This is a genomic window from Acinetobacter kanungonis, from assembly GCF_009939195.1.
In the GTDB taxonomy this organism is placed as follows: Bacteria; Pseudomonadota; Gammaproteobacteria; order Pseudomonadales; family Moraxellaceae; genus Acinetobacter; species Acinetobacter kanungonis.
In genome coordinates this window covers 231,591-256,536 of record NZ_JAACKC010000003.1, presented here as the reverse complement: position 1 = coordinate 256,536, position 24,946 = coordinate 231,591, and the positions used below count along the sequence as shown (strand labels likewise).

The following is a 24,946-nucleotide window of genomic DNA, read 5'->3' as shown; positions in this document are numbered from 1 at the left end:
GTCATGCTGGCTTAAAGTTATAATAAAGTCTATTCATTAAATTGGTACGATCCTATGTCAAATCAAGAGGAGTTATTAAAGCTCGATAATCAACTTTGTTTTGCTTTATATTCCTCTCATCTTGCCTTGAATCAGTACTATAGAAAACTGTTACAACCGCATGGCATTACCTATCCACAATATTTGGTGATGCTGATTTTATGGGAACAAGACCAACTCACCGTTTCTGAGATTGGACAACGTATTTTCTTAGAATCCTCCACCCTCACTCCCTTATTAAAACGTCTGGAAAGTTTAGGTTTGATTGAACGTAAACGCTCGGCTGAAGATGAACGACGTGTACTGATTTCCCTGACTGCCAAAGGACGTGCTTTAAAGCAAGCTGTCATGCCAATTCCTGAACAGATTCTGACCGCGATTCAGTGTGCACCCGATCAAGTCAGCCAGTTACGTGAAGAACTCAATCGTTTACGTGCACAACTCAAAGAACAATGATGTAGAAAACTGATCAAGACACGATTGAAAAGTAGTAAGAGTACATTTTACAATCATCTTATCCCTGACGTTCTGAGGTATGAGAGCAACGACTGAACTCATTCAGTTGGGTGCAATACAGGCAGAGCAAAGTTCTTATGAGATAAAGCCAATCCATAGCTATTGGCAATGATAGTTTTCATTGATTCGATACACAGATAAGATTTCACACTGTCATATCCCTCAAACTGAAACCGAGAATAATTAAAGCTACAACAACTGATAATTCAATGCTTTCGCTAGATAAGAGCAAGATCAATTATAAAAAACGAATGCAAAAGGATGACAATAATGAGGAATCAAGCATTTCGGTTATCCAGATATCCACAAGGAAAATTCAGTATGGATATATTTGATATGGTTCCCTTACCACTCCCGCACTTTACCGAGGGTGAGTTTCTGGTCATGCAGACCCATATGTCTTTAGACCCTGTGATGCACGCGTGGTTTCAGCAAACTAAATTCCATCATGCCCCACCCATGCACATTGGTGAAATTTTGCAATCTTATGGTGTCGGCAAAGTGGTTGAATCGTTAAATCCAGATTTTCCCGTGGGGGCTCAGGTGGTCGGTTTGACGGGCTGGAGTGAATATATAGTCGGGAATGACGACATGTACCTGATGGATGCAAGTCTCGCACCTGAAGCGATCTTGTCCCTGTTCTATTTCACAGGACTGACCGCCTATGTCAGTCTGTTCAAACTCGCGCAGCCCAAACAAGGCGAAACTCTGGTCATCACAGATGCCGCAAGTGCGGTAGGCTCCCTGCTGGGTCAACTGGCCAAAACTAACGGTTTAAGCGTGCTGGGCATAACTGACTCAGAGGAAAAGTGCCAATGGTTAATGCAAGAAATCGGATTTGATGCTGTCATCAATACGCATAGCGAACATCTCGAAGCACAATTAAAAGCCGCCGCACCGAATGGCATTGACATCTTCTTTGAAAATAGCGATGAACCGATTCAAGAATTGATCTATCCGCTGATGAATCCTTATGGGCGTGTCATTATTACGGACATACCTGAAACACAGCAGCACAAAGCCCGCCCTATTCCAGATTTAATACAGATTCAGCACAAACGCTTAAGTATTCAAGGATTTGAAGTCCGTGATTATCTCGCGTTGATGCAGGAATCGCATTGCGTGTTGGCGGAGTATTTCGCGCAAGGCAAAATTAAATACCAAGCCCATGTGATTGAGGGTTTTGAAAACTTACCTGAAACTTTAATACAGTACTTCAATGAGACAGCCCCCATGGGCAAATTGATTGTCCGATTTTAATACAGCAACAAAATGGAATGATGCAGATGAAGCGGCGGGTTGATTGATGAGATGCTGTGCGAATACACATAAAAAAAGCCCAACATCCTGTCGGGCCTTTTCCATATTCGTTGCTCGGTATAACTTCCTGTTGCACCAAAACGATCCTTGCTTTAGAACATCACAATCCTTGTATGTTCTGGAACATCCAGTTCCTGAATGAAATGCATGATAGGAGATTTCGAAAAAATTGCCTATACGCAATGTCCATCATTCATTGTAAGCCTAGGCTTACACGTGTGATTAAATAACAATCAACAGTCTATCTAAACAAACAGCCTCTGCTCGCGATTAAATCGCCAAAGCCCGTGCCAGTATGGCTTCGACATCATCATGTTGTAATTCCAGCATACCGACCACGCGCCCATGAAAAGCCTGATAGCGGGATTGAATAAATGCCCCTGCTACATATGCAGGTGCATATTGTTGTAATAATATTGCTTGCGCAAGGATTACCAAGCGACTGACCAAGCTGCGGGCCATAAATTGTAACGCATCGGGTGATTGCTGGAATAACTGGGTCAGTTGTTGCAGTTCTTGTTGCAATATAGGTTGGTGCTTTGCCACCTGAGCAAAAGACTGGAACAATAGCTGGATGGATTCAGGTTCGCGTTGAATCGCACGTAGCACATCCAGACACATGACATTACCTGAACCTTCCCAAATAGTATTTACTGGGGCCTCTTTAAAAATTCGCGCCATAATGCCCGTATCGACATAGCCATTGCCACCAAACACTTCCATCATTTCGCCTGTTAGTTCCACTGCCCGTTTACAAATCCAGAACTTTGCCGCAGGCGTCATCACCCGTTTCCATGCCACAGATAAATCATCGTCTTGAGCATAACAGTGAGCTAAATGGAAACTTAGTTGGATTGCGGCCTCGGTTTCTAAAGCCAAATCGACCAAAACCGCCTGCATCAATGGTTGTTCAGCTAAATGTTTACCAAAAGCTTTACGTTGTCGGGTATACGCCAAGCATTGCACCAATGCCTGACGCAGCATGGCACTACTGCCCACCGAACAAGTGAGTCGAGTGTAATTTGCCATTTCAATAATGGTTGGAATGCCGCGTCCTACCTCACCAATCATGATGCCCCAAGCCTCTTGAAATTCGACTTCGGAACTGGAATTACTGCGGTTCCCTACTTTTTCTTTTAGGCGTTGCACCTGTACGGCATTTTTACTGCCATCTTCCAACCAGCGTGGCACAAAGAAACACGCCAAGCCGTCCTGTTCGGTTTGTGCCACCACCAAATGCGCATCACACATCGGTGCCGAGAAAAACCATTTATGCCCCGTGAGCAAATAGGCTTGCCCCCGCCCCGCTGTAGAGACTGGGCGTGCAAGGGTCTGATTGGCACGTACATCCGATCCGCCCTGCTTTTCAGTCATGCCCATGCCCAGCCAAATCGATTTTTTCTGGGCGATTGGGAGATCGCGTGGATCATATTCAGTCGAGAGCAATTGACTGCCGATTTTTTCCCACAATTCAGGTTCACGCTGCAGTAAAGAAATACTGCCAAGCGTCATCGCTGTTGGACATAAACTACCGCATTCCACTTGCCCCGAGAGATAAAAACGTGCTGCCCAATCCACCCAAGCCGATTTTGATTGCGGTGCTAAAAATGGATGGGCATGCACGGCATGTTGGCGATTGAATGCCATCCATTGATGCCATGCAGGATGAAATTCAATAAAGTCCTTACGCCGTCCACGTGCGTCGAAGACATGTAAAATTGGCGTATGTCGATTGGCTTGATCGGCATAGCTATAATATTCCGCAGAACCTGCGACCTGTCCGAGTTCAGTTAAAGCCGTTTGATCTTGACTGCCATAGCGGGTCAAAATTTCCTGTAGCACTTGATCGGTAGCAAATAGGTTATAGTCCTGTTTTTCATCAAATTGATTACTAATTTGATGGGTCATCCATGTATTGATCATCGTCATTTTGCTCTTGTTCTGATTCGATTTTCATTTCAGTATAGAGAAAAAATGACCTTGATATGTTCAGCTTTGTGCCATGAAAAATCCTGAGATCCAAGTCCGCCGCAGACCGCGCCAATCACGTGCCAAACTTACCCAAGAAGCCTTGCAGGAAAGTTTTGTTCGGCTTTTGCATGAGCATTCGGCCGATAAAATTACCATTCGTGAAATTACCGATCTGGCAGGTGTCGGCTTAGGTACCTTTTATGAATATTTTTCCAAAAAGGAAGATTTGATTGCATTGACCATTTTCCAGCAGGTGAAAAGCAATGCAGAACAACTCAAAAGTTATGCACAACAGCAGATTGAGTTATCCACAAATTTAACTTTACAAGGGTATTTACAGCGCATTATTCATTTTCAACTAGAACAGATTCAAGCCCAGCAATTTTTATGGGCGCAGACGTTTTTGCTGGAACGGCAGATCTCCAACATAGAAAGTTACCGTAAAAGTTATGCCATGATGCTGGAGATGTGGCGCAGCATTCTTACCCCTTTTATTCAGGACAGTGAACAATTACAACGCAGCAGTTTGAATGTACAACGGATTTGCTATGGCTTTGTCTCGCAAAGCCTGTTGATGGAACCCGAATTTGATGCTTGGTCAATCTTAGAACATGACATTCTTTTCAGCTTAGCGACTTTGGGCGGCTGAGTAATATCACTGCTTCCAATGGTGCAACATCACTGGCTTTATAGGTCTATTTACTGCGCAACCCAACATCCGACGTGCGTATATCACATCGGATATTTTGAACAATTTAAATTTAGCAGTGCAATAGACAGTTCAATAAACCACTTTTAAAAGTGCATGAACTAAAACGCTAATGTAGAAGTTAAGGCCGCACATCAAAAATTAAACAGGTTGTGGTGGCGTGAGCATAAATTTTCCCGTCTGGACCCACGATACGACCTTCGGCTGTGGAAACTTGATGACCACTATGAACCACCTTACCTTCAGCACGGACAATCGGGACATCCACGGTTAATGCCCGCACCATATTGACTTTGATTTCCAACGTCGTAAATACCTTGCCCTGAGGTAGCGTACTCTGAACCGCACATCCGACCGCAGAATCCAGTAAGGTACATAGCCAACCACCATGTACCGTCCCTAAAGGGCTATAGTGTTGATACAGTGGTCGCCCTTGGAACACCGCACTCCCTTTTTCCATATGTAAGGGAATAAAATTTAAAGTCTCCCCGATAGGGGGTGATGGTAGCTTGCCTGCAAACATGTCATTAAAAAAATCCATACCCGTGCGTTCAATCAGCTCGGATGGATGCACCGAACCTGCAGATGCCAAATGTTCACGCACCTGCCGCTCTTCCTCTTCCCAAATTTTTAGGACGTCTTGAATATTGTTCATTACTCATCCTTTTCTTCTTGGTTTTTTTGACAGTTTGAGCGTCTTCATCTTCCTCGCTGTGATTCATCTCACTTTCATTTTACGCCCAAAATCGGCAATATCTGCGAAACCAGAACCCCAAGCACTGTATTGTTTGTGAGCAATTATCTCCATCTACAAGACACTCATAAAACTTAAAAATGAAAAAAACCGCCTTTAACGGCGGTTTTCACTCTTGATTCAGGATCACATAATTACTGAGCTTTGGCTGCTGGATGGTCTTTAGCATTCATATCTTTGGGTGGCATTGGGCAACCGTTGGCATCCTTTGGTGGTTGCGGACGATCTTTACCTTGCGCATCTTTTGGAGGTTGTGGACGGTCTTTACCCTGTGCACCTTTTGGTGGCGGTGGACAACCTTTCGCATTCATTTCTTTATGCTGAGCAGCATCATGCTGCATGGTTTGAGGGTTTTTAGTATCCGTAGCAGTGCTTGCAGCGAATGCTGTCCCTGTCATTGCCAATGCACTCAAACTTAAGATTAAGCCCGATAGAATTTTTTTCATTGTGATGAATCTCATTTGTTTCATTTATTCTCACCATCCTATAAATCAATTATGAATTTTTAATGGATTTATCCAGTTTATCCTGTATTTTCTAACAAATAAGATTTCACTCATCCTCATAAAAATGTTGCTTTTATTCGTTAAACAAGCCGCTTAAATTGGCAAAACTCTTTAAAATTTCTGACAAAAATATAGACTTGTTTCAGAGCCAGTATTTTTATTGAGACTAAATGTTTTAAGTTACTAATTTTTAAATAAATATATAAGATATTTTCTCATAACCCCCTTATGTTAAATGAATAATAATTAATTTCTTGTGCAAGAATTTTAAATCCAAACTAGAGCTATAATCATTATTATATTATGCAATAAGTATTTGATAGTGAGAAAAGACAGCCGCCTTTCTAGAATGTTACATGTCCTTCTACATATGGCATATGCGAACAAGCCGCTTTCATCCGAAGTGATTGCTCAAATGATAGAAACGAATCCCGTTGTAGTCCGTAGAACAATGGCAGGACTAAAAAAAGAGGGATATGTGAAATCTTTGAATGGTTCAAATGGTGGTTGGATCTTAAACAATCGCCTTGAAAATATCACTTTATATGATGTTTTAATGGCTGTAGGCCAAACAGAATTCTTTACTATTAATACAGATATAGAACATGCAAACTGTGCCGTAGAAGTCGCTGTAAACCAAGTACTTGATAGTATTTTACGAGATGCTGAGCAACAATTGATTGATCAGTTCAAAGCTATAAAATTATCAGAGCTGTTAATTCATTTTGAGAATGAAGCAAATAATAAAAATTGTCCGTCTAATTGAATGAGGGCATTTTAAGTGATTTAATATGTAACTTTAAAAGATACATATTGGTTCTGATATGGAATTTATTCAAGATCTTTGGGTTTGTCTGGTAATTGCTGTTGCATCTGCAAGTATTGCAACGACGATTACACTTACAGAACTTTTCGTACCTGTACGTAATTTTGCTAATAAATGCGGGCATATGATAGGTTATCTATTCCAATGCTTTTATTGCATGAGCCACTGGATCGTTCTATTCGCAGTTGCAATTTATCAACCTATCTTGATTAAAAGTGAATATTATTTAATTGATTTAATCGTTTCAGCTTTCTTTACGATAACAATCAGTACACTTGTGAATGGGATAATTTTTAAAGTATTTACATGCAAAATGAAGATGAAAGTTATTGAAAATGAAATAGCTAAATTATAAAGGTTCTCTAAAATTGACATAATACAGCTTAGACAAGGTTAAAAATAACCAATGTATTTCAATATTTTAATTCATAAAACCAAACAAATTAGCCGTTTATTTTTAAAAGAAAAAATGAATATCCCACTAAAAACCGCCCTTACGAGCGGTTTATTTATAGTGCAAAGAATACTTCACATTAAAGCGGTCTGCATTCGTATTCCTAATCAGAATCTAATTAAAATTGCTAACGATATTAACTGATCGCTTTAATATTCGATGTTTGAAAGCAAACTAAAACTGCTGCTATACATCCAATTTTAAAAACACGTATATGCCCTTTCTCCGAAACGGCTTGGAATTATTGCACCGCAGTAACCGTACTTTTCAGGCATTTTTCGAGTGCTTGAATATTTGCAGAGGCTAAATTTTTTCTCCAAATTAATTCAATCTGAATGCGTCCTAATGCGGTATTCAGGGGATGTATCGACAGTAAATCTGTATTCGGGAAAATCTCCAACATCGATTTGGGAATAATCGCAATGCCCATCCCAGCAGCCACACCGCCTAAAATTGCATGGTAAGAAGTGACCTCAGCAATTCTTTTCGGCGTCCTATTGAATGACTGATACCAGCTTAATAAGCGATCGCGGTACGAGCATCCCTCTTTAAACACAAGGATGGTCGCATTTTCGGTATCAGATGGAGTAAGAATTTCAGGATGCGCTTTGGCTGCAATGATCACCAGCTCTTCATCAAAAATGAGTGTTCTATTCAGGAGTGAATTCTGCGGGGCGTCTCCAATCAAGATCACATCCAGCGCCCCATCGATCAGAGATTGATACAAGGTATCTCGGATGCCAGTGACCAGTTCTAATTCTATTGCAGGATAAGTTGCATATAACCGAGCCAGCGGAAGTGGTAATCGGGCTGCTGCCATACTTTCCAGTGCCCCCACTCTAAAAGGTCCACAAGGTTGATCACTTTTGATCTGATGTTCTGCTTCTTGTGCTAATGCCACAATCTGCTGGGCGTACTGATAAAGTAATAACGCTTTTGGCGTAGCAATTAAGCTTTTTTTCTCGCGTAAAAACAGCGGTGTATCCAAATTTTCTTCAAGTTGTTGCAGGCGAATAGTAATCGCAGACGGAACGCGATTGAGTATTCTGGCAGCCGCTGTAATGCTTCCAGTATCGACCAGTGCAATCAATGTTTTTAGCTGGCTAATGTCCATCATTCAATGTAGTTAAACCATTTATTCAATATTACTTAATTTTATTGAATATCACCAGCCTTTAACATGCTGCATATCGGTTGAAAAAAGTATAGAGATCAGTCAATGCTTGGTATAAATCTGCAAGTCATAGAAGTAAGCATCGGAGAAATAACAACACAGTTCTGCGCAGAGGCTGGGAAATGAAAAAACTCGGATTAATTGGTGGCATCGGACCAGAGTCAACCCTGCTTTACTATAAAACACTGGTCTATGCCTTACAGCATGAAATAGGTCCAACATTCTTTCCAAACTTAGCGATTGAAAGCCTAAATGTCTTTGATGTACTGACATTTTGTGAAAACAAAGATTTGGAAGGACTGATTGCCTATCTGATGCAAGGTATTCACAGTCTGATTGCGGGTGGTGCCGAAGTCATCGCCCTGACAGGCAATACGCCGCATATTGTATTTGAACAACTTCAAGCGAAGTCCTCCATTCCATTAATCAGTATTGTGGAAGCAACCAAAGCGGAAGCAGAGCATCGCAGATACAAAAAAGTCGGATTGTTTGGGACAAAGTTCACCATGCAAGCCAAGTTCTTCAAGCAACCGTTCATTGCAGCGGGCATCGATGTCGTTGTTCCACAGAACAATGAACAAGGCTTTATTGCGGACAAAATTTCAAATGAGCTAGAACATGGCATGGTTTGCAAAGAAACGCAGCAACAGATGTTGAAGATTGTGCAACGGATGTATCAGGAAGATCAAATCGAGGCGATCATCTTAGGCTGCACGGAATTGCCTTTGATCTTTAAGGATACTGTTTTGCCTATTCCAGCTTTAGATACCCTAGACATTCACATTCAAAAGCTGATCAAAGCCGTTCTATACTGAGTTCTAAACGTAAAATGAATTCTGACGATACGCACTTTAATCACGGATAAAAAAACCGCTCTGAAGAGCGGTTTTTTTATGGTACGAAGCTTACTTCACATCAAAGCGGTCTGCATTCATCACTTTATTCCACGCGGCAATAAAGTCATGTACAAACTTCTCTTTATTATCGTCCTGTGCATACACTTCAGCATAAGAACGTAAAATTGAGTTTGAACCGAACACCAAATCCACACGAGTTGCCGTCCACTTCACTGCACCCGTAGCACGGTCACAAATTTCGTAACGGTTTTTACCCACAGGTTTCCATGTGTAATTCATGTCGGTTAAGTTGACAAAGAAGTCATTGCTGAGCACGCCAACGCGGTCTGTGAATACGCCTTCTTTTGCACCACCATAGTTGGTGTCTAGCACACGCATACCACCAATCAACACGGTCATTTCAGGTGCAGTCAAGCCCATTAACTGGGTACGATCCAACAGCATTTCTTCAGGTTGCACCGCATAGTCTTGTTTTAACCAGTTACGGTAACCATCATGGGTTGGTTCTAAATCGGCAAATGAATATTCATCGGTTTGCTCTTGGGTTGCATCGCCACGACCTGGTGTAAATGGCACTTTGACATTCACACCCGCCGCTTGTGCCGCTTTTTCTACCGCAGCCGTACCCCCCAATACAATCAGGTCGGCAATGCTGACTTTCTTGGTCAGACCTGCCTGAATTTCTTCCAGTTTCGCAAGTACTTTGGCTAAACGTTCAGGTTCATTCCCTGCCCAGTCTTTTTGTGGCGATAAACGAATACGCGCGCCATTAGCACCGCCGCGGAAGTCCGAACCACGATACGTACGTGCACTGTCCCAAGCCGTGGTAATTAAATCACTGCTGGATAAACCGCTGTTCAGCAATTTGGCTTTCAGTTCATCAATTTCCGCTTCAGATAAAGTGTAGTCCACAGCAGGAATTGGGTCTTGCCAAATTAAGTCTTCTGCAGGGACATCTGCACCCAAGTAGCGAGATTTTGGACCCATATCACGATGGGTCAATTTGTACCAAGCACGAGCAAAAACTTCGGCTAAACGTGCAGGGTCTTTATAAAAACCTTCTGCAATTTTGCGGTATTCAGGGTCGATTTTCAGTGCCATGTCGGCATCGGTCATCATTGGGTTACGACGTACATTTGGGTTGTGCGCATCAACAGGCTTGTCTTCCTCTTTGATGTTAATCGGTTCCCATTGTTTTGCACCCGCAGGACTTTTGGTTTTTTCCCACTCATACGTGAACAACAGATAGAGGAATTCATTGTCCCATTTGGTTGGATGTGTGGTCCATGCACCTTCTAGACCGCTGACCATGGTATTCGGGCCATTGCCTGTGCCTTCAGGATTATGCCAGCCTAAGCCTTGGAATTCGACATCGGCACCTTCCACATCTTTACCCAGTAATTCTGCCTTACCATTACCATGCGCTTTACCCACGGTATGACCACCCACGGTGAGCGCAACGGTTTCTTCATCGTCCATACCCATACGGTCAAAGGTGACTCGCATGTCTTGTGCAGTACGTAGTGGGTCTTGTACCCCATCTACCCCTTCAGGATTGACATAGATCAAGCCCATTTGTACCGCTGCCAAAGGATTTTCCAGTGATTTACGGTCTTGGTCACTGGCATAACGGTTGGCTGTTGGCGCTAACCATTCCTGTTCATCGCCCCAATAAATGTCTTTTTCTGGATGCCAGATATCTTTACGACCACCGCCAAAACCAAAGGTTTTCAGTCCAGCAACGTCATAGGCGACGGTCCCTGCTAGAACGATTAGATCGCCCCAAGAAAGTTTGTTGCCATATTTTTTCTTGATTGGCCAAAGTAGGCGGCGACCTTTATCGGTGTTGACGTTATCGGGCCAGCTGTTCAGCGGGGCAAAACGCTGATTACCCGTGTTGGCACCACCACGTCCATCTTGCTTGCGGTAAGAACCAGCCAAGTGCCATGCAGTACGAACAAACATACCAATGTAGCTGCCATAATCGGATGGCCACCAGTCTTGGCTGCTGTTAATGAGTTCGCGAATATCTTGTTTAACGGCTTCTAAATCGAGGGATTCAAAGGCTTTCGCATAATCGAAATCGGGATCTAAAGGATTGGTTTTGGTGTCGTGCTGAGAAAGAATGTCTAAATTAAGTGAATTTGGCCACCAATCGTTTGAGCTGGCAGCGGAGGTATTTGCACCATGTGAAAATGGGCACTTACCTGACGAGGCTTGCGAATTATTGTCCATGTTATCTCTCCAAACTCAATTTCTTAAATTGATTATTATTGAACCGTCTAAAGTAGTGTTCGACTATCAACATAGCCTGTTTTTCAACTGAGCTAAAGCGGAATTTACTAATCAAAACAATCGAATTCTTCTATCTAAAACATTCACAATCTTGAGTTTTTTGCTTTGAATTCATCCATTTCTGGCAAAAAATAAAGGCTATGCTGCTGAGCAGCAAAGCCTTTAAGTAATATCGAATAAGCTGTTTAAATTTTATTCAAAATAAGGTGATGTAAACAGCACATTTACACAATTAATCGTTTGCCTTCACGGATGCAATAAAAAGGATTCATCAGTTTGGACGAACCTCGCATTGCCACATGCAAATCATGCTCAGGCTGCTCGCGTGCTTCATCGGTCAGTTGGTAAGTCCGATAATGAATCGCCAAAGAACATTTGGCGTGTAAATCTTTATGTGCCTGAAAAGCATCTTCAGGATTCATGTGCATATAACGCATCAGCTCACGGGGTTCATATGCCCCAATTGGCAATAAGGCAATGCGCGGCGCACCCAAACGGGTATGAATTTCTTTAAAATGTGGTGAATAACCTGTATCCCCTGCAAAGAAGCTGTATTCACGCCCTTGTTTGACCGCAAAGCCGCCCCAAAGTGCCATATTCTGATCGCGCATACCGCGTCCAGAACCGTGTTGCGCAGGGGTATATATCAGTTCCAGCTCATGAAACTGCGCCGATTGCCACCAGTCCAGTTCTATCACATGCATGCTTTTTGGCAGATACCAGCCATTGCCCAAGCCAGTATAAATTGGCATGGCGAATTTATCATGCAACCAGTTCAGGCTGGCCAAATCCATATGGTCATAATGATTATGACTGAGCAGCACCGCATGAATGGTCGGCAATTCTTCTAGTGCAATCCCAGCGGGACAAAAACGCTTGGGACCACGCCCCTGTTTCGGACTGACAAATTCTGCCCAAACAGGGTCGGTAATCAAGTTGTAAGGACCAATCTGTAACAGCACAGTGGCATGGCCTACAAACCAGACCTGCCAATCATTCATGGCCGCATTCGGACGGTCTTGTGGTAAAACACGCTTGGTTGTTGCGGTATTCGGGTTGATATCTACGGTTTCTGGGGTTCCCCACGTTGAGGATTTGCGTTTTAACAGCCATTTAAATAAATCAAAACGGGTACGACCTTCAGGCGAAGGTAGCGGATTTAAAAACCGAGTCCCATTAAAATGTGCCGATTCAAGATATTGAAAATAAGGTTTGCGCCAAGTATGTGACCAACATTCTTGGGTTTTAATCTGGAAATGCTGTTGTTCTAAATTCTGTTTCATGTACTGTCATTATCTAAAAGAAACGTCACATTCAATGCAATAACATGAATGTCGAGATTGGCGTGTTTCTTATTGTAGATACTCTATGCGCTAATTCAAGCCAAACAACAAAATATAAACTTTAGACTTCGCTATGTTTTCTCGTGCTCAAAATCGAGTATGCATTGAAAATAACAGATACATCACAAAAAAAAGCGGCAGACTTAAATCCGACTCAGTCTGCCGAGGTTGTAAACCCTAAAACTTAAGCAATTTTGCGTAAGTCTTGCACCAGATCTAAATGTTTTTCTGCATCGAAAGGCTGTTGCTTACTGATCATTTTTTTCAGATGACGCATTTCTTTGGCAGCATTGATGGTAATCCCGCCCACCACAACCCCATCGGTCACACCAAACAGCACACAAGAACAGGCTGAACCTAAAGTAGCATCCATTTCACCACGTACATGCCACTGTGCTGCCTGCATATCACCAACAAACTGGTAATTAATCTCCAGCTGATCCGTCCAGAACCATGCTGGATTGGCTTGAGGATGTGACACTCCCATCACATGGCGTGCAAAAATGCCCGCCTGCAGGTTGGCATTTTCCCAAGTTTCTACGCGACGATACTGTCCATCGGCACGTAACTGAGTTGCAACATCTCCCGCAGCATAAATATCAAGATCTGAGCTTTGACAGTTTTCATTGACCTGAATGGCAAAATCAACCGCTAAACCTGCATCCACTGCCAGTTGGGCATTCGGCACAATCCCAATCCCGTAAATCACTGCATCGGCACGCAGTTCCTCGCCATCGGCAAGTGTGATCACCACGTCTTCACCGTCTAAACGACAGTCGCTAATTTGCGTATTCAGACGAACATCGACACCCGCTTGACGCTGCTGTGCCAATAGAAACTCGCTCAAAAGCTGCGGTGAAGAACGTCCCATTACCATTGGACCCATTTCAATGACCGTGACTTGACAATCTTTAAAACGTGCCGAAGAAGCCAGTTCCAAACCAATCACCCCGCCCCCAATCAGGACTATGCGACGTTCGGGTTGCAGGACTGGCACCAAGGCTTGTGAGTCTTCCAAATTACGTAAGGTATACACCCGCTGCCCCAAGGCATCGAAATTCGGCAAGCGGCGTGCTGCGCCACCTGTAGCCAGCAACAGTTTGTCATACCCCAACACATCGCCATTTTTCAGGGTTACGGTTTTGGCTTCTGCATCGAGTTTAACCACGCCATTGTTGCGGATCACCTCAACCCCCAACTCCGCCAGTTTGGCTTCCGACAGAATTTCGATTTTGGTTGTTTCAGGCTTTAAAATCACATCTTTAGATAAAGGTGGGCGCTCATACGGAAGATGGCTTTCATCGCCCACCAAAATGATTTTGCCTGTGTATTGATTGCTACGCAGTTCTAAAATCGCACTTGCGCCAGCCTGTCCTGCACCGACAATGATGATGGTTTCAATCGTACTCATGTGCTTACCCTTTCAATTCTGCCGATACGATGCCAAAGCCCGCAATCCATTCACTGATCGCTTCATAGCAATGTGTGGTCATCTGGTATTCCCCCAATGTATGCAAGGCGGCAAATGCTGCCATCCATGAACGGACTTCCTGTCCACCACGTCCACCATCACGACGGATGTCTGCTTCGGTCATGGCTTCAATCGCGGCAAAGTCTGCTTTGGCCAATGTATCGAGTAATGCCCGATCCCATTCGGGATTTAGCGGCACAGCAACCGACATATCTCCCGCGGCCAGTTTCTGTCCCACCGCAATAATTTTGGCTTGACGGTTGTTGCGAGATTCTGCGGTTGGATTGCGCCCACAAATCAGGAACTCTTCGACCTCGGCAGGTACCGAGCCCATTTGTGGTGTCGGTGGATCATGTGACAATCCGCCCGTACCTAAAATCAGGATGCGTTCATTTTCCAGATTTAAGGACTGGATGAATTGCCCCACTGCACGACCCAAAGCCAGCGTACGCTTGGTGGTTGGCATCGGTGCAGCGGCACCGTTAATAAAAATTGGAATGGTTGGATAACGGTTTAATTGCCCATCACATAAGAAATGCAAGGGCTGAGTCACGCCATGATCGGCCTGCATACGGTAGGAATACGCCACATCCACGCCTTCATCCAAGACACGGCGTACCAATTGTAACGCGGTGGCTTCAGGCACATTTAGTTCAGGATGCGCTTTGCCATAATCCCAATCCCCTGCGGCTGTGGCACGAATACCCACGCAGAAACTTGGCATCAAGTCATAAAAGAAGCCATTAAAATGGTCTGGACCAAAAGTAATGATTAAAGTTGGATCGTAAGCTTTGACTTCCGCAGCCAGCTTGGAAAAAGTGTCACGAACAACTTGCTCTTTGCGTTGTTCCTGCGGAGAGGCAAATTCCATTAATGGGCTGTGCGATGCACAAATGAGTTTAACGGCCATGTGTGACTCCAAAATAAAAATATTCACTAAAAAGACAGCTGCCCAGTAAAGTCTTTAGTAAATGGCTTAAATCATTGTGAGTGGTTTTAAATGAAATATAGAATTCACAAAGCTATTCACTATCGCGGTTGGCGACATGGATGTCGCCGTTGGGTGGAGGTTTCAGGGATGAACCTCTCACCCAACCATGGATTTTTGTTACTTTTGATCCTTAAAAGTAAGGAAATGCCTCCGAAAAACCATCTAAACTTTCGCATTTATTTGTGGCTGTGCTTGATTTAATTTAAATCTGGGCTAATCAAAAACGCGGCACCACATCCAAATCACTCATCAAAAAACCCAGCGCGAGGCTGACGTAAACCGCGAATTCCCAGACCACATTCGGCATTGATTAACACACCCGTTAGTGGACGGTTATTTTGGCGCGATGCCAGCAACACATAAGAACCGGTCATTTCTTCAGGTTCAGGCAGGAAGTTCAGTGGCATACCGCGTGCAATTTTTTCAGGGTCGCGTGCATCCAGCAGACCCAAATTCTCTTGCCCTAAAGAAGCCGCCCCTTTGATATTCACATTCATGCCTGATGGCGCGACGGCATTGACGCGTACCTTCGGTGCAAGCTCATACGCCAACTCTTTCATCACGCCTACACCCGCATGTTTCGATGCGGTATAAATTGGACCACCGCCCGCAGAATACAGGGCTGAATTGGACAGGGTGAAAATGATGGAACCTTCAGACTTCACCAATTCATCCAGTGCCGCTTTCGCCCCCAAAATCAATGCTTTGGTATTAATCCCCATGATTTCATCAAAGGCGTGTTCTAACTGTTCACCTGACATATTCACGATGTCGGCATAGTGATCCCAGATTCCTGCATTGCCAATGAAGCAATCCAGTTTGCCAAAGCGTTCTACCGTGGCCTGAACAGCACGAACGTTATCGGCAAAATTCGCCACGTCGCCTGTGACCGCTACAATACGGTCACCAAAATGAGCTTTTAGCGCATCCACTTTGGCTTGTGAGCGTTGCAGTACCGCAACTTGAGCACCTTCTTCTAAAAAGCGCTCGACCAAAGCCCAGCCTAGCCCCGAGCCACCGCCCGTAATCAGAGCAACTTCACCCTCAAGCCAGCCCATGCTTATGCTCCTTCCATATGGACGTACAGCGCACCATCTTCCACAATCACAGGAAAGGTCTGAATCGGATCCGTTGCAGGCAGGCACAATGCCTGACCTGTTTTAAGACAGAAACGGGCAGAATGTAATGGGCATTCCACCGTACCATCGTCTTCAAGATAGCCTTCTGACATCGAGGCATTGCCATGCGAGCAACGGTCATTCATGGCGAAGAATTCTCCGCCATTGTTAAACACGGCCAAAGCATCAATTCCATTGACACCACAATCGACCTTGAGTGCTTCACCTTCATCCAATTCATCGATTTGGCATACAAAAATCTTATTCATTAGAAGAACACACTCAAGTTATGTGACGAATAGGTCACCTGATCCAATACAATTTTGCGGTTGAAAATCTGCCAGCCCAGCTCCGTGTCTACCTGACGGATTTTGTCTAAGCGTTTGCCGCAATAGATAGTCACATCTTTTTCCTTTTGTGTGCGATACAGCAAATAGGTCAGATGCACATCATATTCGCCTTCAACTTCAGTCGCTTCGACCAAAATATTCGAGACCATATGCGTGGTCCGTGATGGCGGCTCTTCTGCCCAAGCCATCCCTGTTTCCAGACGGGCTACACGACGCTCCAACAAGTGTTTATTGTCATTAAACACCCACGTGGTTGGCGGCTCGACCGAACGGCGACGGTCACGGGTTTGTGCATTTGGCGTGGTGCGTAAGGTGTAGGAAATATCCTCTGCCAGCACATCCAGCCATTCCCGAAATTTCCAGTCATCCAATAATTTGGCTTCGGCATACATAAACTGGCTAATAGAATGATAAAGCTCTAAGCTGACTGATTTCATTTCACAAGCTCCTTCTCGTAGGCTTCGGCTGCGGCTTCAACGTCTTCCCATTTCTCATGGATCAGCAAGTCTGCCCAACGGCGGTATAAACCACGCGCTGCGGTTTCAGAGAAAATGTAATTGGTAATGCCTGGAATACCATCTTCACGGACTTTCTCATTGCCCATGCCCATTTCCATAATCAGTTGGTTTTGGCGGGCTTTATAACCACGTAAGACTTTCTGAATTTCCACCCAGTTTTCTGAGTCATCTTGCTCTAGGAAACCTGCTGGACCAAAGGCACGGGTGGCTGAACGTTCAAACGCATCTTTGACTTCTTGTGATGCTTCGGCATCGGCAATACAGAATGCCCAAACTTCAGTTTTGTTTGGACCACGTGGGTGCCATACGCGCAAGGTTGCTGTGCCGTTTAACCAAGACAAGGTTGGGAACATGGTGTTATGTCCAGCCAAACGTAAGGCTCGGATTTCACCCAAGCGTGCCTTCACTTCGTCAAAAGTTTCGCGGAAGTAGTTGGCGACTTCACCATCGACCCAAACGTTAGCATCGGGTTTTTCGGTAAAGAAGAAGCCTGAACCATGACCACGCTGACCATATTGCAAGGCATCTTTGGCGGTTTCCCAAACTGGACGGGCGGTTTGCGCAGCACCCAATTGTTTGGAAGCATCATCATTCGGTTTGGCACCCAAGACTTGTACCGCAGACGCATGTGAGAACAAGGCATGGTACTGGTCTGAGGCAAACTGTTCCGCAGCAAATTTCCAGTTACACTCGATTTCCCACTTGTGTACGCCACCAATAATTTCCGTGCCACCTGGACGACGGTCTAGCACACCATCAAGATACCAAGCGATGTCGCCCATATACTCGACCAGATCAGGCGTGGTTTCATCCCAGCAACCGAAAATTAAGCCTTTATAGCTTTCGACACGGTTAACTTCGACCAAGCCCCACTTCTCTTTACATGCCCCTTGCGGAAAGGCACGGTCTTCCAACGGAATATCTTTTAATGCGCCATCCACACCGTATGACCAGCCATGATACGGACAGGTAAAGGCACGGGTGTTGCCACAGTCAGCAAAGCTCACACGCATCGAGCGGTGACGACACTGGTTTAAAAATGCTTTGATTGAGCCATCTTTTTGACGTGCCACAATAATCGGGTCTTCACCCATATAGGTATTAAAGAAGTCGCCCGACTTTGGAATTTGGCTTTCATGGCAGAGAAATAACCAAGTACGCCCAAACACACGTTCAAGTTCTAATTCGTATAAATCTGGGTCTGTATAGATGGATGGCGAGATACGTCCATTTTGTGCATCGACCAAAGCGTCGATTTCACGCACATCAATTTTTCCACTCATGAAAAGCTCTCCTGCGACCAATACACGGCACAACGTAAATAGACTCAACTTTTGCAGGAATCATGATTTTTTAGACCCATTTAGGGAAATATTTTTTTTGTTTTAATTAATACGTTTTAGCAATTATTAAAAAAGTTAATTCTTATATTAAAATCTCAGTTCTAAGCTCAAGACCATTTATTTTCTAAATGCTTGAATCAACTTCACGGCATAGTTGTTTATAGATTATACTTTACTGCAGTCGTGGTAAGACATTTTTTGGATTACTCAGTGGGTTATTTATATGGAACTTAGACACCTTCGTTACTTCATTACCGTTGCTGAAGAACTGAACTTTAGCAAGGCGGCATTGAAGCTTTATACCGCTCAACCTTCTTTAAGCCAGCAGATTAAGGATCTGGAGGAAGATGTCGGGGTGCAGTTACTGCATCGCACCAAACGTAAAGTGGAACTCACGGAAGAAGGTGCTGTTTTTCTGGAACAAGCGCGCCTGACCTTGGCACAAGCCGATAAAGCCGTGGCGATGGCACGCCAAGTGGCACAAGCCAAACAGCAAATGCTGCGCATTGGTTTTGTCCCTGTCGCGGAAATGAAAATTTTCCCTTATGTTCTGCCGAATTTACGGGTACAGAATCCTGACCTGAAAATTGAATTGCTGAGTATGAACAATACCGAGCAAATGCGCTTGCTCAAGAAGGGTGAACTGGACATCACCTTTACCCGGCATAATTTTCATAACGACGAGATTGAAAGCCAGTTTGTGCTGCGTGAACCGCTGCTGTTCCTGCTTCCGAAAGATCATCCTTTGGCAAAATACGAACGTATTCCTGTCAAAGCCTTGAACGGAATTGATTTTATTATTCCTGCGGCAGAACAGTCGCTGACCTTGCACAACACCATTTTGGAGTTTGCCAAAGCCAACAATATTGAATTCAATATTGTGCAAAAAGCCGACAATATTCTGTTCAATATCAACTCGATTGGTATGGGACTCGGCTGTACGATTTTGCCGGGTTACATTGCCCCACTGACCATGAACAATACCGTGATTCGTCCACTCGAAGTCGAATTACCTTCGCTCGACTTGTATGTGAGTTACCGCAAACAAAACTCCTCGCAAGCGGTGGACAAGTTTATGGAATTGCTGACACGCGTGTTTTATTTGGATATAAATCGCAATTAATGCGCTCTTGTGTCGATTCAGCAACTGAACTTTGTACACACCATTATTTCCTGAGTAAATATTGGTGTGCTTTTTTAACGGTAAAAATGCCCGTTTTCTCTCAAAAACTCAGCATTCCAAAGCGTATTTCTCCTCAACTCTGCTGAACTTTCAGCACCGCCTTAATTTTTACGATACGATTGCAAAAAAAAAATCAGATTTTTTGTAGGGTTTTTCCTACAACTTAAGTCTAAACAGATGCGCCCCTCAGCATAAATTTTTATACTGTCTGGCATACGATAAAAAACAAAAATCAAAAGGGAGCGCTTGATGCCTATGTCCACCTTGCATCGCCTAAAATCTGGGATGCAATTTCGCCCTTACTTTTTTATTACCTTTTTGCTGACCGCACTGCTGTTTGGCGTACTCACCCTGTTTACCCACTGGACATGGTCGACCAATTTACTGATTAGCTGGAATATTGCTGTTTCCAGTTATTTGCTGAAAACTATGACCACGCTTTGGGCTGTCGATCATCAGCACATTTTGCAACATGCACAGCAACAGGATGCCAGTAAATGGATTATTTTATTGCTGGTGATTCTGACCCTAGGCATGTGCCTGATTGCAATTGTGATAGAACTGACGCATTTGCCACACAACTCACTGCTGACCCTTGGGCATCTTTTGCTTTCACTGCTGACCATTATCAGCGCATGGTTTTTTATGCATACCATTTTTGCGATTCATTATGCGCATGACTATTATCTGGCACTGGCAGATGAGCAAGATGCAGGACTGGATTTTCCCAAGACCCAATATCCAACTTATCCCGACTTCTTATACTTTAGTTATGTGATTGGCACCTCAGCACAAACGGCCGATGTTTCCATTACTTCCCGCTCCATGCGGATTTTAAATATTCTGCATATTATTCTAGCCTATGGTTTCAACACTTCCATTTTAGCCATCAGCATTAATGTGGCTGCTGGCTTTATCACGCTTTAAATTTGCTTTGACCTCTATAAAATATCAGGCATAAAAAAGGGATGGCTCAAGCATCCCTTTTCTTTTCGATCAGATTATTTCACGCCACGCGCGGTCAAATAATCTTTAATCACCGTATTAAATTCTTCGGTTTTTTCTACTTGTGACCAGTGTCCACACTGACTAAAAATGTGTGCATCGGCAAATGGCACTGTATTTAAGATATCCCATGTACGTGAAACGGGAATCACCACATCCTGAACGCCATGAATCAGCAATACAGGCACTTGAATGTCTTTCATTTTTTCAAAATCGAGCGGGAATTCAAAACGGTCGCGGTCACGTGCACCAACCACATCCATTAAACGGTCTGAAGCATAATCATTTTTTGCAGCTTCATAGCGAACTTTCACCAATTCATCGGTAATCAAGCTTTTATCGACCACGAACATCGACAAGGTATTTTTAATACCTTCTTCGGTCAATACTGGGTTGGCATGTGCTTTGAGCGCAGCGGTTTGTTTAGCACCACCTGTCCCCATTGAGACAATACCCAACACACGTTCAGGATAATCCAACACCATTTGGAAGGCTAACCAACCGCCCAATGAATTCCCCACTAGCCACGTTTTTTCAATGCCCAACGCATCAAGGGTACGCACCGCATGATCGACCCATGCGCGAATGCCATACGCTGTACCTTCCGCCACGACTGTTTGACCATAGCCAATCGAATCGATGGCGATACAACGGGCTTGTTCACCAATTTGAGGTAAATTCAACCACCAGTTTGCTGCTGCCGAAACACCCGTTCCAGAGCCGTGTAAAAATAAAATCGGCGTTCCTTGACCCACTTCATGGTAATGGGTTAACTCACCTTCAGCCGTTTCAATCCATTTATCTTCCAAGCCAAAAAATGGGTCGGTGGTGTAATTCGGGATTTGGACCGTGCTCATACATACTCCTCGTACAGCCTAAGACCTGTCTGATGTTCTGTGTTCAAGACAGGTCAATTCATTCATTTCGACAGGTTTTACTGTTCCATCTTACCTGTTCAAAAGCCTCATACTGATACTTGTTTTCGATCACACACTATAAAAAAACGATTATTTAAGTTTATGTTTTAAAACAATATTTTCAAGATAAAAATCAACAATCCATTCGCTACTCTGCATTTCAAGATTGCATCAATAAAAAAAGAGCGACTTGTTACCAAATCGCCCGCTTGCAGCTGAAAACTTAGAATTTATAGCTATAGGTGGTCGCCACACGATACTCTTTCAGGTCACTTTTCCAGTCATAATCGGTGTCGATGTACATGGCTTGTACCCCCAGACCTTTGAGTTTGCCTTCAGGCACGGTGTAATTCACAATCAGGTTCAGTTCTTGTTCATCCTGATTGGTCTTGCCGCCTGCTTTGGCATCAAAGCCTGCAAAGTAAATGGCATTGGCATTCAAGCCTTTCAGCCCCAATCCTGCAAAATCATAAGCATAAGACACACTCCATGATTTCTCCTTGGCATTAGTAAAGGTCGCAACAGACCAGTTCACCAAATACGGCTGCGGCACCCAGCCAGCCAAGGTTGGGAAATTATTTTCCCCAAACATTTGTTGATAACCCAGTCCCAGCGTATGTGCACCATGATTGAATTTTGCACCAACCGACAAGGCTTGGTTATCAATATCACCATATAGTTTGTCGCCTGACTCGGAATTATCAAAATAGCGCACATGACTGCTGAGCTTAGTGTTTGCTGTTAAATTGGTGTTGTAATTGATGCCTGCATAATGCTGTTGATAGATATCTTTGACATCGGCATACCAATAACTCGCCCCAATGGCAGGATTAAACTGATGATCAATCCCCGCGATATACATCCCATCCGCAGCTTTGGCTGTATTCGGATTATTGTTCGGGAATAAATTTAAGTCCTGAAACTGATTGTCATAACGCGCATTAATGCCATCAATATACGCCAAACTCAGTTTGGTATCTTTCAGCTCTTTAGACTCTAACCACGCCCCGCTATAGGTCGTGAGTAACTGACGAGATGGATCAAATACCAGCACCGGTGACACAGGCAATAATTCACCCACTTTGAGTTCGGTTTGTGACACTTTGGCTTTTAAAGTCGCACCGACTTTGCCGAAATTGCTGGCTTGTTCCTGTCCATTATGCGGAAGTACCCAATCCGCATTTTTGTCACGCCCATTTAAACGGAATGCATGTTGCACCAAAAGATCGGCACCCAATTGCAAACCACCCAATTCGGCATAACCTGATTTGGCATCTAAAGTGATGCCTTGCGACCAACTGCCCCAATTGTTTTGCGGCACCGTTTCATACTGGCGGTCTAAATAAAAATTTCTGAGTTTAAGCTGGACTTGGCTATCGTCGATAAATTCTGCATTCGTTGCAGTTGTACCTAATGCTGCTGTTGCAACACAGATGGCTGTCCATAAAGTTTGACGACGCATGAGATTCATTCCAATGATCACGTTAAGCTATGACGCCATCATGCGGAACTTGTCGGGCAGAAAAAATCCGACCACAGTCTTAAGAAAATGCACCTAAACCTGACTTAAATAGCTGAATAGACCGAACATTTTTTAGATTAAGATATAATTACAATAACTCGCTCTTTACCCAATTTCGCAAGATATGATGAGAGCTTGGCTCTACCAAGCCTTTCCTAACAAAATTCGATTTATTTTCTCAAGAGCTGAAATTTTTAAGTGTTTTTTTGTTTAAATTTTAAAGTGGAAAATTTTACGTTCGCTACAGAATTATAAGAAAAAGCGCTCATATCACAGATATTTTCTATATTTAAAGCCTGTAAGTGAACAGCCTGAAAACCTGATGAATATGCAATTAAATTAAGGAAGAAAAGTATTTTTCCCTATAGCTTATTTAACAATCATGACTTGGTTCATTGTGAGTTCATAAAATAAAATTAGCTTCCCTGTGGAATCTTCTTTTTTATTTGATATGCGAAAATGGCATTCGCAATTGTTTGAGGCAGACTGTATTTTGCAAGTAAAGTTTCTGCGATTAATTATTTAGTAATAATTATATGACGAGTTTTGCGATGAGGCGCACTGCGCCGCAAGATGCCTTTGGTTACTTTGGGCTTATCCAAAGTAACATACGAGCTCCAAGTATATGATTCTGGAGGGACTCAACAAAATTATGAAAAGAAAAAAGTTAAGAAGTTTACGAGAAACTCCTTAACTTATAGACATTAGATGCTTTCGATTCTTCGCTTTAATTAATAAATTAAACCAAAGCAGCCTTCGCTTTAGACATGGTCAACGCCAAATCTTCAATCATGTCTTCCTGACCACCTACGGTACCACGACGTCCCAATTCCAACAGAATTTCACGTGCAGAGACACCATATTTGGCTTCAGCGCGTTTCGCGAACAACAGGAATGATGAATACACGCCTGCATAACCTAAAGTTGCGGCATCACGGTCGGCACGAATTGGATTTAGCATCATTGGAATCACCAAATCTTCTGCTACATCTTGCACCTTAAACAAATCTACACCTGTTTCCATGCCCATCCGGTTTGCCACCGCAATAAACAATTCCAATGGTGTATTGCCCGCACCTGCACCCAAGCCCGCAGAAGCCAAGTCGACACGAATTGCACCCGCTTCAACCGCTGCTACCGTATTGGCTACGCCCATGCCCAAGTTATGATGACCATGGAAACCCAGTTCAATACTGCTGTCCAATTCTTGGCGCAGTAAACTAACGCGGTCTGTCACATCTTGTGGCAGCATATAACCCGCTGAGTCTGTCACATAAATACAGTTTGCCCCGTAAGACACCATCTTTTTCGCTTCTTCTAAAAGACGCTCCGGTGATGCCATATGCGCCAACATCAAGAAACCAACTGTATCCATCCCCAAGTGACGCGCAGCGGTGATATGCTGTTCGGAACAATCTGCTTCGGTACAGTGCGTCGCCACACGAATGGTCGACACACCAATCTCATGCGCCATTTTCAAATGATCGACGGTACCAATCCCCGGTAGAAGTAATGCCGAAACTTTGGCATTTTTCATCCGCGGAACCACAGCAGATAAGTATTCTTCATCACTTGCCGCAGCAAAACCGTAGTTGACCGATGAACCGCCCAACCCATCCCCATGAGTGACTTCAATTAACGGTACACCCGCATCATCCAAAGCAGTTGAAATTGCAATCATTTGCTCAACCGTAGTTTGATGGCGCTGAGGATGCATCCCATCACGCAAAGTCATATCATGCACAATAATCTTAGACATGGGTT

23 protein-coding genes are annotated in these 24,946 nt (G+C 43.8%); 8 read left to right on the top strand and 15 right to left on the bottom strand.

Annotated features, from left to right (window positions below):
• Positions 1-54: 54 nt before the first annotated feature.
• Together GWK51_RS07460 and GWK51_RS07455 are read left to right on the top strand one after the other, a co-directional pair.
• Positions 55-495 carry a MarR family winged helix-turn-helix transcriptional regulator gene (locus GWK51_RS07460; RefSeq protein WP_161933227.1) on the top strand — a complete coding sequence of 147 codons (441 nt, stop codon included), beginning with the start codon at positions 55-57 and terminating at the stop codon, positions 493-495.
• Positions 496-816: 321 nt separating this feature from the next.
• On the top strand, positions 817-1,815 hold the full coding sequence (locus GWK51_RS07455) for an NADP-dependent oxidoreductase (RefSeq protein WP_328703732.1): 999 nt from the start codon (positions 817-819) through the stop codon (positions 1,813-1,815).
• Between the two features lie 330 nt (positions 1,816-2,145).
• Here the strand turns inward: GWK51_RS07455 and GWK51_RS07450 are convergent, their stop codons facing one another.
• Positions 2,146-3,798, bottom strand: coding sequence for an acyl-CoA dehydrogenase family protein (locus GWK51_RS07450; protein WP_161933338.1), 1,653 nt, complete (start codon positions 3,796-3,798; stop codon positions 2,146-2,148).
• A 79-nt stretch (positions 3,799-3,877) separates the two neighbouring features.
• On the opposite strand from GWK51_RS07450, the gene GWK51_RS07445 reads away from it, so the two are divergent.
• Positions 3,878-4,495, top strand: coding sequence for a TetR/AcrR family transcriptional regulator (locus GWK51_RS07445; RefSeq protein WP_161933225.1), 618 nt, complete (start codon positions 3,878-3,880; stop codon positions 4,493-4,495).
• Between the two features lie 181 nt (positions 4,496-4,676).
• Here the strand turns inward: GWK51_RS07445 and GWK51_RS07440 are convergent, their stop codons facing one another.
• Positions 4,677-5,210: a PaaI family thioesterase gene (locus GWK51_RS07440; protein WP_161933224.1), complete on the bottom strand. Its 534-nt coding sequence runs from the start codon at positions 5,208-5,210 to the stop codon at positions 4,677-4,679.
• Positions 5,211-5,443: 233 nt separating this feature from the next.
• Entirely contained in the window at positions 5,444-5,755 is a 312-nt protein-coding gene (locus GWK51_RS07435; protein WP_161933223.1) for a hypothetical protein, read from the bottom strand.
• 382 nt (positions 5,756-6,137) lie between these two features.
• Here GWK51_RS07435 and GWK51_RS07430 point away from each other — a divergent pair, with 382 nt between their 5' ends.
• Both GWK51_RS07430 and GWK51_RS07425 read left to right on the top strand, forming a co-directional pair.
• Positions 6,138-6,581: an RrF2 family transcriptional regulator gene (locus GWK51_RS07430; RefSeq protein ID WP_142769580.1), complete on the top strand. Its 444-nt coding sequence runs from the start codon at positions 6,138-6,140 to the stop codon at positions 6,579-6,581.
• A gap of 58 nt (positions 6,582-6,639) precedes the next feature.
• Entirely contained in the window at positions 6,640-6,996 is a 357-nt protein-coding gene (locus GWK51_RS07425) for a DUF1360 domain-containing protein (protein ID WP_161933222.1), read from the top strand.
• Between the two features lie 340 nt (positions 6,997-7,336).
• Here the strand turns inward: GWK51_RS07425 and GWK51_RS07420 are convergent, their stop codons facing one another.
• Positions 7,337-8,212 (bottom strand): LysR substrate-binding domain-containing protein, encoded by an 876-nt coding sequence (locus tag GWK51_RS07420; protein ID WP_235941102.1) that lies wholly within the window; start codon positions 8,210-8,212, stop codon positions 7,337-7,339.
• Between the two features lie 179 nt (positions 8,213-8,391).
• On the opposite strand from GWK51_RS07420, the gene GWK51_RS07415 reads away from it, so the two are divergent.
• A complete protein-coding gene (locus tag GWK51_RS07415) occupies positions 8,392-9,084 on the top strand; it encodes an aspartate/glutamate racemase family protein (protein WP_161933221.1) in 693 nt (230 codons plus the stop codon).
• 90 nt (positions 9,085-9,174) lie between these two features.
• On the opposite strand, the gene katG is transcribed toward GWK51_RS07415, so the two are convergent.
• The 8 genes from katG to hcaE all read right to left on the bottom strand — a co-directional run bounded on the left by katG (position 9,175) and on the right by hcaE (position 18,495).
• Positions 9,175-11,361 carry a catalase/peroxidase HPI gene (gene katG, locus GWK51_RS07410; protein ID WP_142769584.1) on the bottom strand — a complete coding sequence of 729 codons (2,187 nt, stop codon included), beginning with the start codon at positions 11,359-11,361 and terminating at the stop codon, positions 9,175-9,177.
• A 284-nt stretch (positions 11,362-11,645) separates the two neighbouring features.
• A complete protein-coding gene (locus GWK51_RS07405; RefSeq protein WP_161933220.1) occupies positions 11,646-12,704 on the bottom strand; it encodes an MBL fold metallo-hydrolase in 1,059 nt (352 codons plus the stop codon).
• Positions 12,705-12,948: 244 nt separating this feature from the next.
• Positions 12,949-14,175: a 3-phenylpropionate/cinnamic acid dioxygenase ferredoxin--NAD(+) reductase subunit gene (gene hcaD, locus GWK51_RS07400; protein WP_161933219.1), complete on the bottom strand. Its 1,227-nt coding sequence runs from the start codon at positions 14,173-14,175 to the stop codon at positions 12,949-12,951.
• Positions 14,176-14,179: 4 nt separating this feature from the next.
• A complete protein-coding gene (locus GWK51_RS07395) occupies positions 14,180-15,145 on the bottom strand; it encodes a 3-carboxyethylcatechol 2,3-dioxygenase (protein ID WP_161933218.1) in 966 nt (321 codons plus the stop codon).
• A gap of 323 nt (positions 15,146-15,468) precedes the next feature.
• Complete coding sequence (hcaB, locus tag GWK51_RS07390; protein ID WP_100240511.1) at positions 15,469-16,284, bottom strand: 3-phenylpropionate-dihydrodiol/cinnamic acid-dihydrodiol dehydrogenase; 816 nt, start codon at positions 16,282-16,284, stop codon at positions 15,469-15,471.
• A gap of 2 nt (positions 16,285-16,286) precedes the next feature.
• Positions 16,287-16,613, bottom strand: a complete 327-nt coding sequence (gene hcaC, locus GWK51_RS07385) for a 3-phenylpropionate/cinnamic acid dioxygenase ferredoxin subunit (RefSeq protein WP_100240510.1) — start codon at positions 16,611-16,613, stop codon at positions 16,287-16,289.
• Entirely contained in the window at positions 16,613-17,131 is a 519-nt protein-coding gene (gene hcaF / locus GWK51_RS07380) for a 3-phenylpropionate/cinnamic acid dioxygenase subunit beta (RefSeq protein ID WP_161933217.1), read from the bottom strand. The genes hcaC and hcaF overlap by 1 nt, the downstream gene beginning before the upstream one ends.
• Positions 17,128-18,495, bottom strand: coding sequence for a 3-phenylpropionate/cinnamic acid dioxygenase subunit alpha (gene hcaE, locus GWK51_RS07375; protein WP_161933216.1), 1,368 nt, complete (start codon positions 18,493-18,495; stop codon positions 17,128-17,130). Before hcaE ends, hcaF begins: the two co-directional genes overlap by 4 nt.
• Before the next feature lie 283 nt (positions 18,496-18,778).
• Between hcaE and hcaR the strand changes: the two genes are divergently transcribed.
• Entirely contained in the window at positions 18,779-19,678 is a 900-nt protein-coding gene (gene hcaR, locus GWK51_RS07370) for a DNA-binding transcriptional regulator HcaR (RefSeq protein WP_100240507.1), read from the top strand.
• 309 nt (positions 19,679-19,987) lie between these two features.
• A complete protein-coding gene (locus tag GWK51_RS07365; RefSeq protein WP_161933215.1) occupies positions 19,988-20,665 on the top strand; it encodes a DUF1345 domain-containing protein in 678 nt (225 codons plus the stop codon).
• A gap of 74 nt (positions 20,666-20,739) precedes the next feature.
• On the opposite strand, the gene GWK51_RS07360 is transcribed toward GWK51_RS07365, so the two are convergent.
• The 3 genes from GWK51_RS07360 to dmpG all read right to left on the bottom strand — a co-directional run bounded on the left by GWK51_RS07360 (position 20,740) and on the right by dmpG (position 24,941).
• Positions 20,740-21,600, bottom strand: coding sequence for an alpha/beta fold hydrolase (locus GWK51_RS07360; protein ID WP_161933214.1), 861 nt, complete (start codon positions 21,598-21,600; stop codon positions 20,740-20,742).
• Between the two features lie 283 nt (positions 21,601-21,883).
• Positions 21,884-23,122 carry an OprD family outer membrane porin gene (locus GWK51_RS07355; protein WP_161933213.1) on the bottom strand — a complete coding sequence of 413 codons (1,239 nt, stop codon included), beginning with the start codon at positions 23,120-23,122 and terminating at the stop codon, positions 21,884-21,886.
• A gap of 799 nt (positions 23,123-23,921) precedes the next feature.
• On the bottom strand, positions 23,922-24,941 hold the full coding sequence (dmpG, locus tag GWK51_RS07350) for a 4-hydroxy-2-oxovalerate aldolase (protein WP_142769595.1): 1,020 nt from the start codon (positions 24,939-24,941) through the stop codon (positions 23,922-23,924).
• Positions 24,942-24,946: the final 5 nt, after the last annotated feature.

Coding starts and splice junctions, on each gene's coding strand:
- GWK51_RS07415 (WP_161933221.1), top strand. CDS start 8,392: ATGAAAAAACTCGGATTAATTGGTGGCATCGGACCAGAGTCAACCCTG.
- GWK51_RS07405 (WP_161933220.1), bottom strand. CDS start 12,704: ATGAAACAGAATTTAGAACAACAGCATTTCCAGATTAAAACCCAAGAA.
- hcaR (WP_100240507.1), top strand. CDS start 18,779: ATGGAACTTAGACACCTTCGTTACTTCATTACCGTTGCTGAAGAACTG.
- hcaB (WP_100240511.1), bottom strand. CDS start 16,284: ATGGGCTGGCTTGAGGGTGAAGTTGCTCTGATTACGGGCGGTGGCTCG.
- GWK51_RS07445 (WP_161933225.1), top strand. CDS start 3,878: ATGAAAAATCCTGAGATCCAAGTCCGCCGCAGACCGCGCCAATCACGT.
- GWK51_RS07425 (WP_161933222.1), top strand. CDS start 6,640: ATGGAATTTATTCAAGATCTTTGGGTTTGTCTGGTAATTGCTGTTGCA.
- GWK51_RS07360 (WP_161933214.1), bottom strand. CDS start 21,600: ATGAGCACGGTCCAAATCCCGAATTACACCACCGACCCATTTTTTGGC.
- GWK51_RS07420 (WP_235941102.1), bottom strand. CDS start 8,212: ATGATGGACATTAGCCAGCTAAAAACATTGATTGCACTGGTCGATACT.
- GWK51_RS07450 (WP_161933338.1), bottom strand. CDS start 3,798: ATGATCAATACATGGATGACCCATCAAATTAGTAATCAATTTGATGAA.
- katG (WP_142769584.1), bottom strand. CDS start 11,361: ATGGACAATAATTCGCAAGCCTCGTCAGGTAAGTGCCCATTTTCACAT.
- GWK51_RS07440 (WP_161933224.1), bottom strand. CDS start 5,210: ATGAACAATATTCAAGACGTCCTAAAAATTTGGGAAGAGGAAGAGCGG.
- GWK51_RS07395 (WP_161933218.1), bottom strand. CDS start 15,145: ATGGCCGTTAAACTCATTTGTGCATCGCACAGCCCATTAATGGAATTT.
- hcaF (WP_161933217.1), bottom strand. CDS start 17,131: ATGAAATCAGTCAGCTTAGAGCTTTATCATTCTATTAGCCAGTTTATG.
- hcaE (WP_161933216.1), bottom strand. CDS start 18,495: ATGAGTGGAAAAATTGATGTGCGTGAAATCGACGCTTTGGTCGATGCA.
- GWK51_RS07435 (WP_161933223.1), bottom strand. CDS start 5,755: ATGAAAAAAATTCTATCGGGCTTAATCTTAAGTTTGAGTGCATTGGCA.
- GWK51_RS07455 (WP_328703732.1), top strand. CDS start 817: ATGACAATAATGAGGAATCAAGCATTTCGGTTATCCAGATATCCACAA.
- hcaD (WP_161933219.1), bottom strand. CDS start 14,175: ATGAGTACGATTGAAACCATCATCATTGTCGGTGCAGGACAGGCTGGC.
- hcaC (WP_100240510.1), bottom strand. CDS start 16,613: ATGAATAAGATTTTTGTATGCCAAATCGATGAATTGGATGAAGGTGAA.
- dmpG (WP_142769595.1), bottom strand. CDS start 24,941: ATGTCTAAGATTATTGTGCATGATATGACTTTGCGTGATGGGATGCAT.
- GWK51_RS07365 (WP_161933215.1), top strand. CDS start 19,988: ATGCCTATGTCCACCTTGCATCGCCTAAAATCTGGGATGCAATTTCGC.
- GWK51_RS07355 (WP_161933213.1), bottom strand. CDS start 23,122: ATGCGTCGTCAAACTTTATGGACAGCCATCTGTGTTGCAACAGCAGCA.
- GWK51_RS07460 (WP_161933227.1), top strand. CDS start 55: ATGTCAAATCAAGAGGAGTTATTAAAGCTCGATAATCAACTTTGTTTT.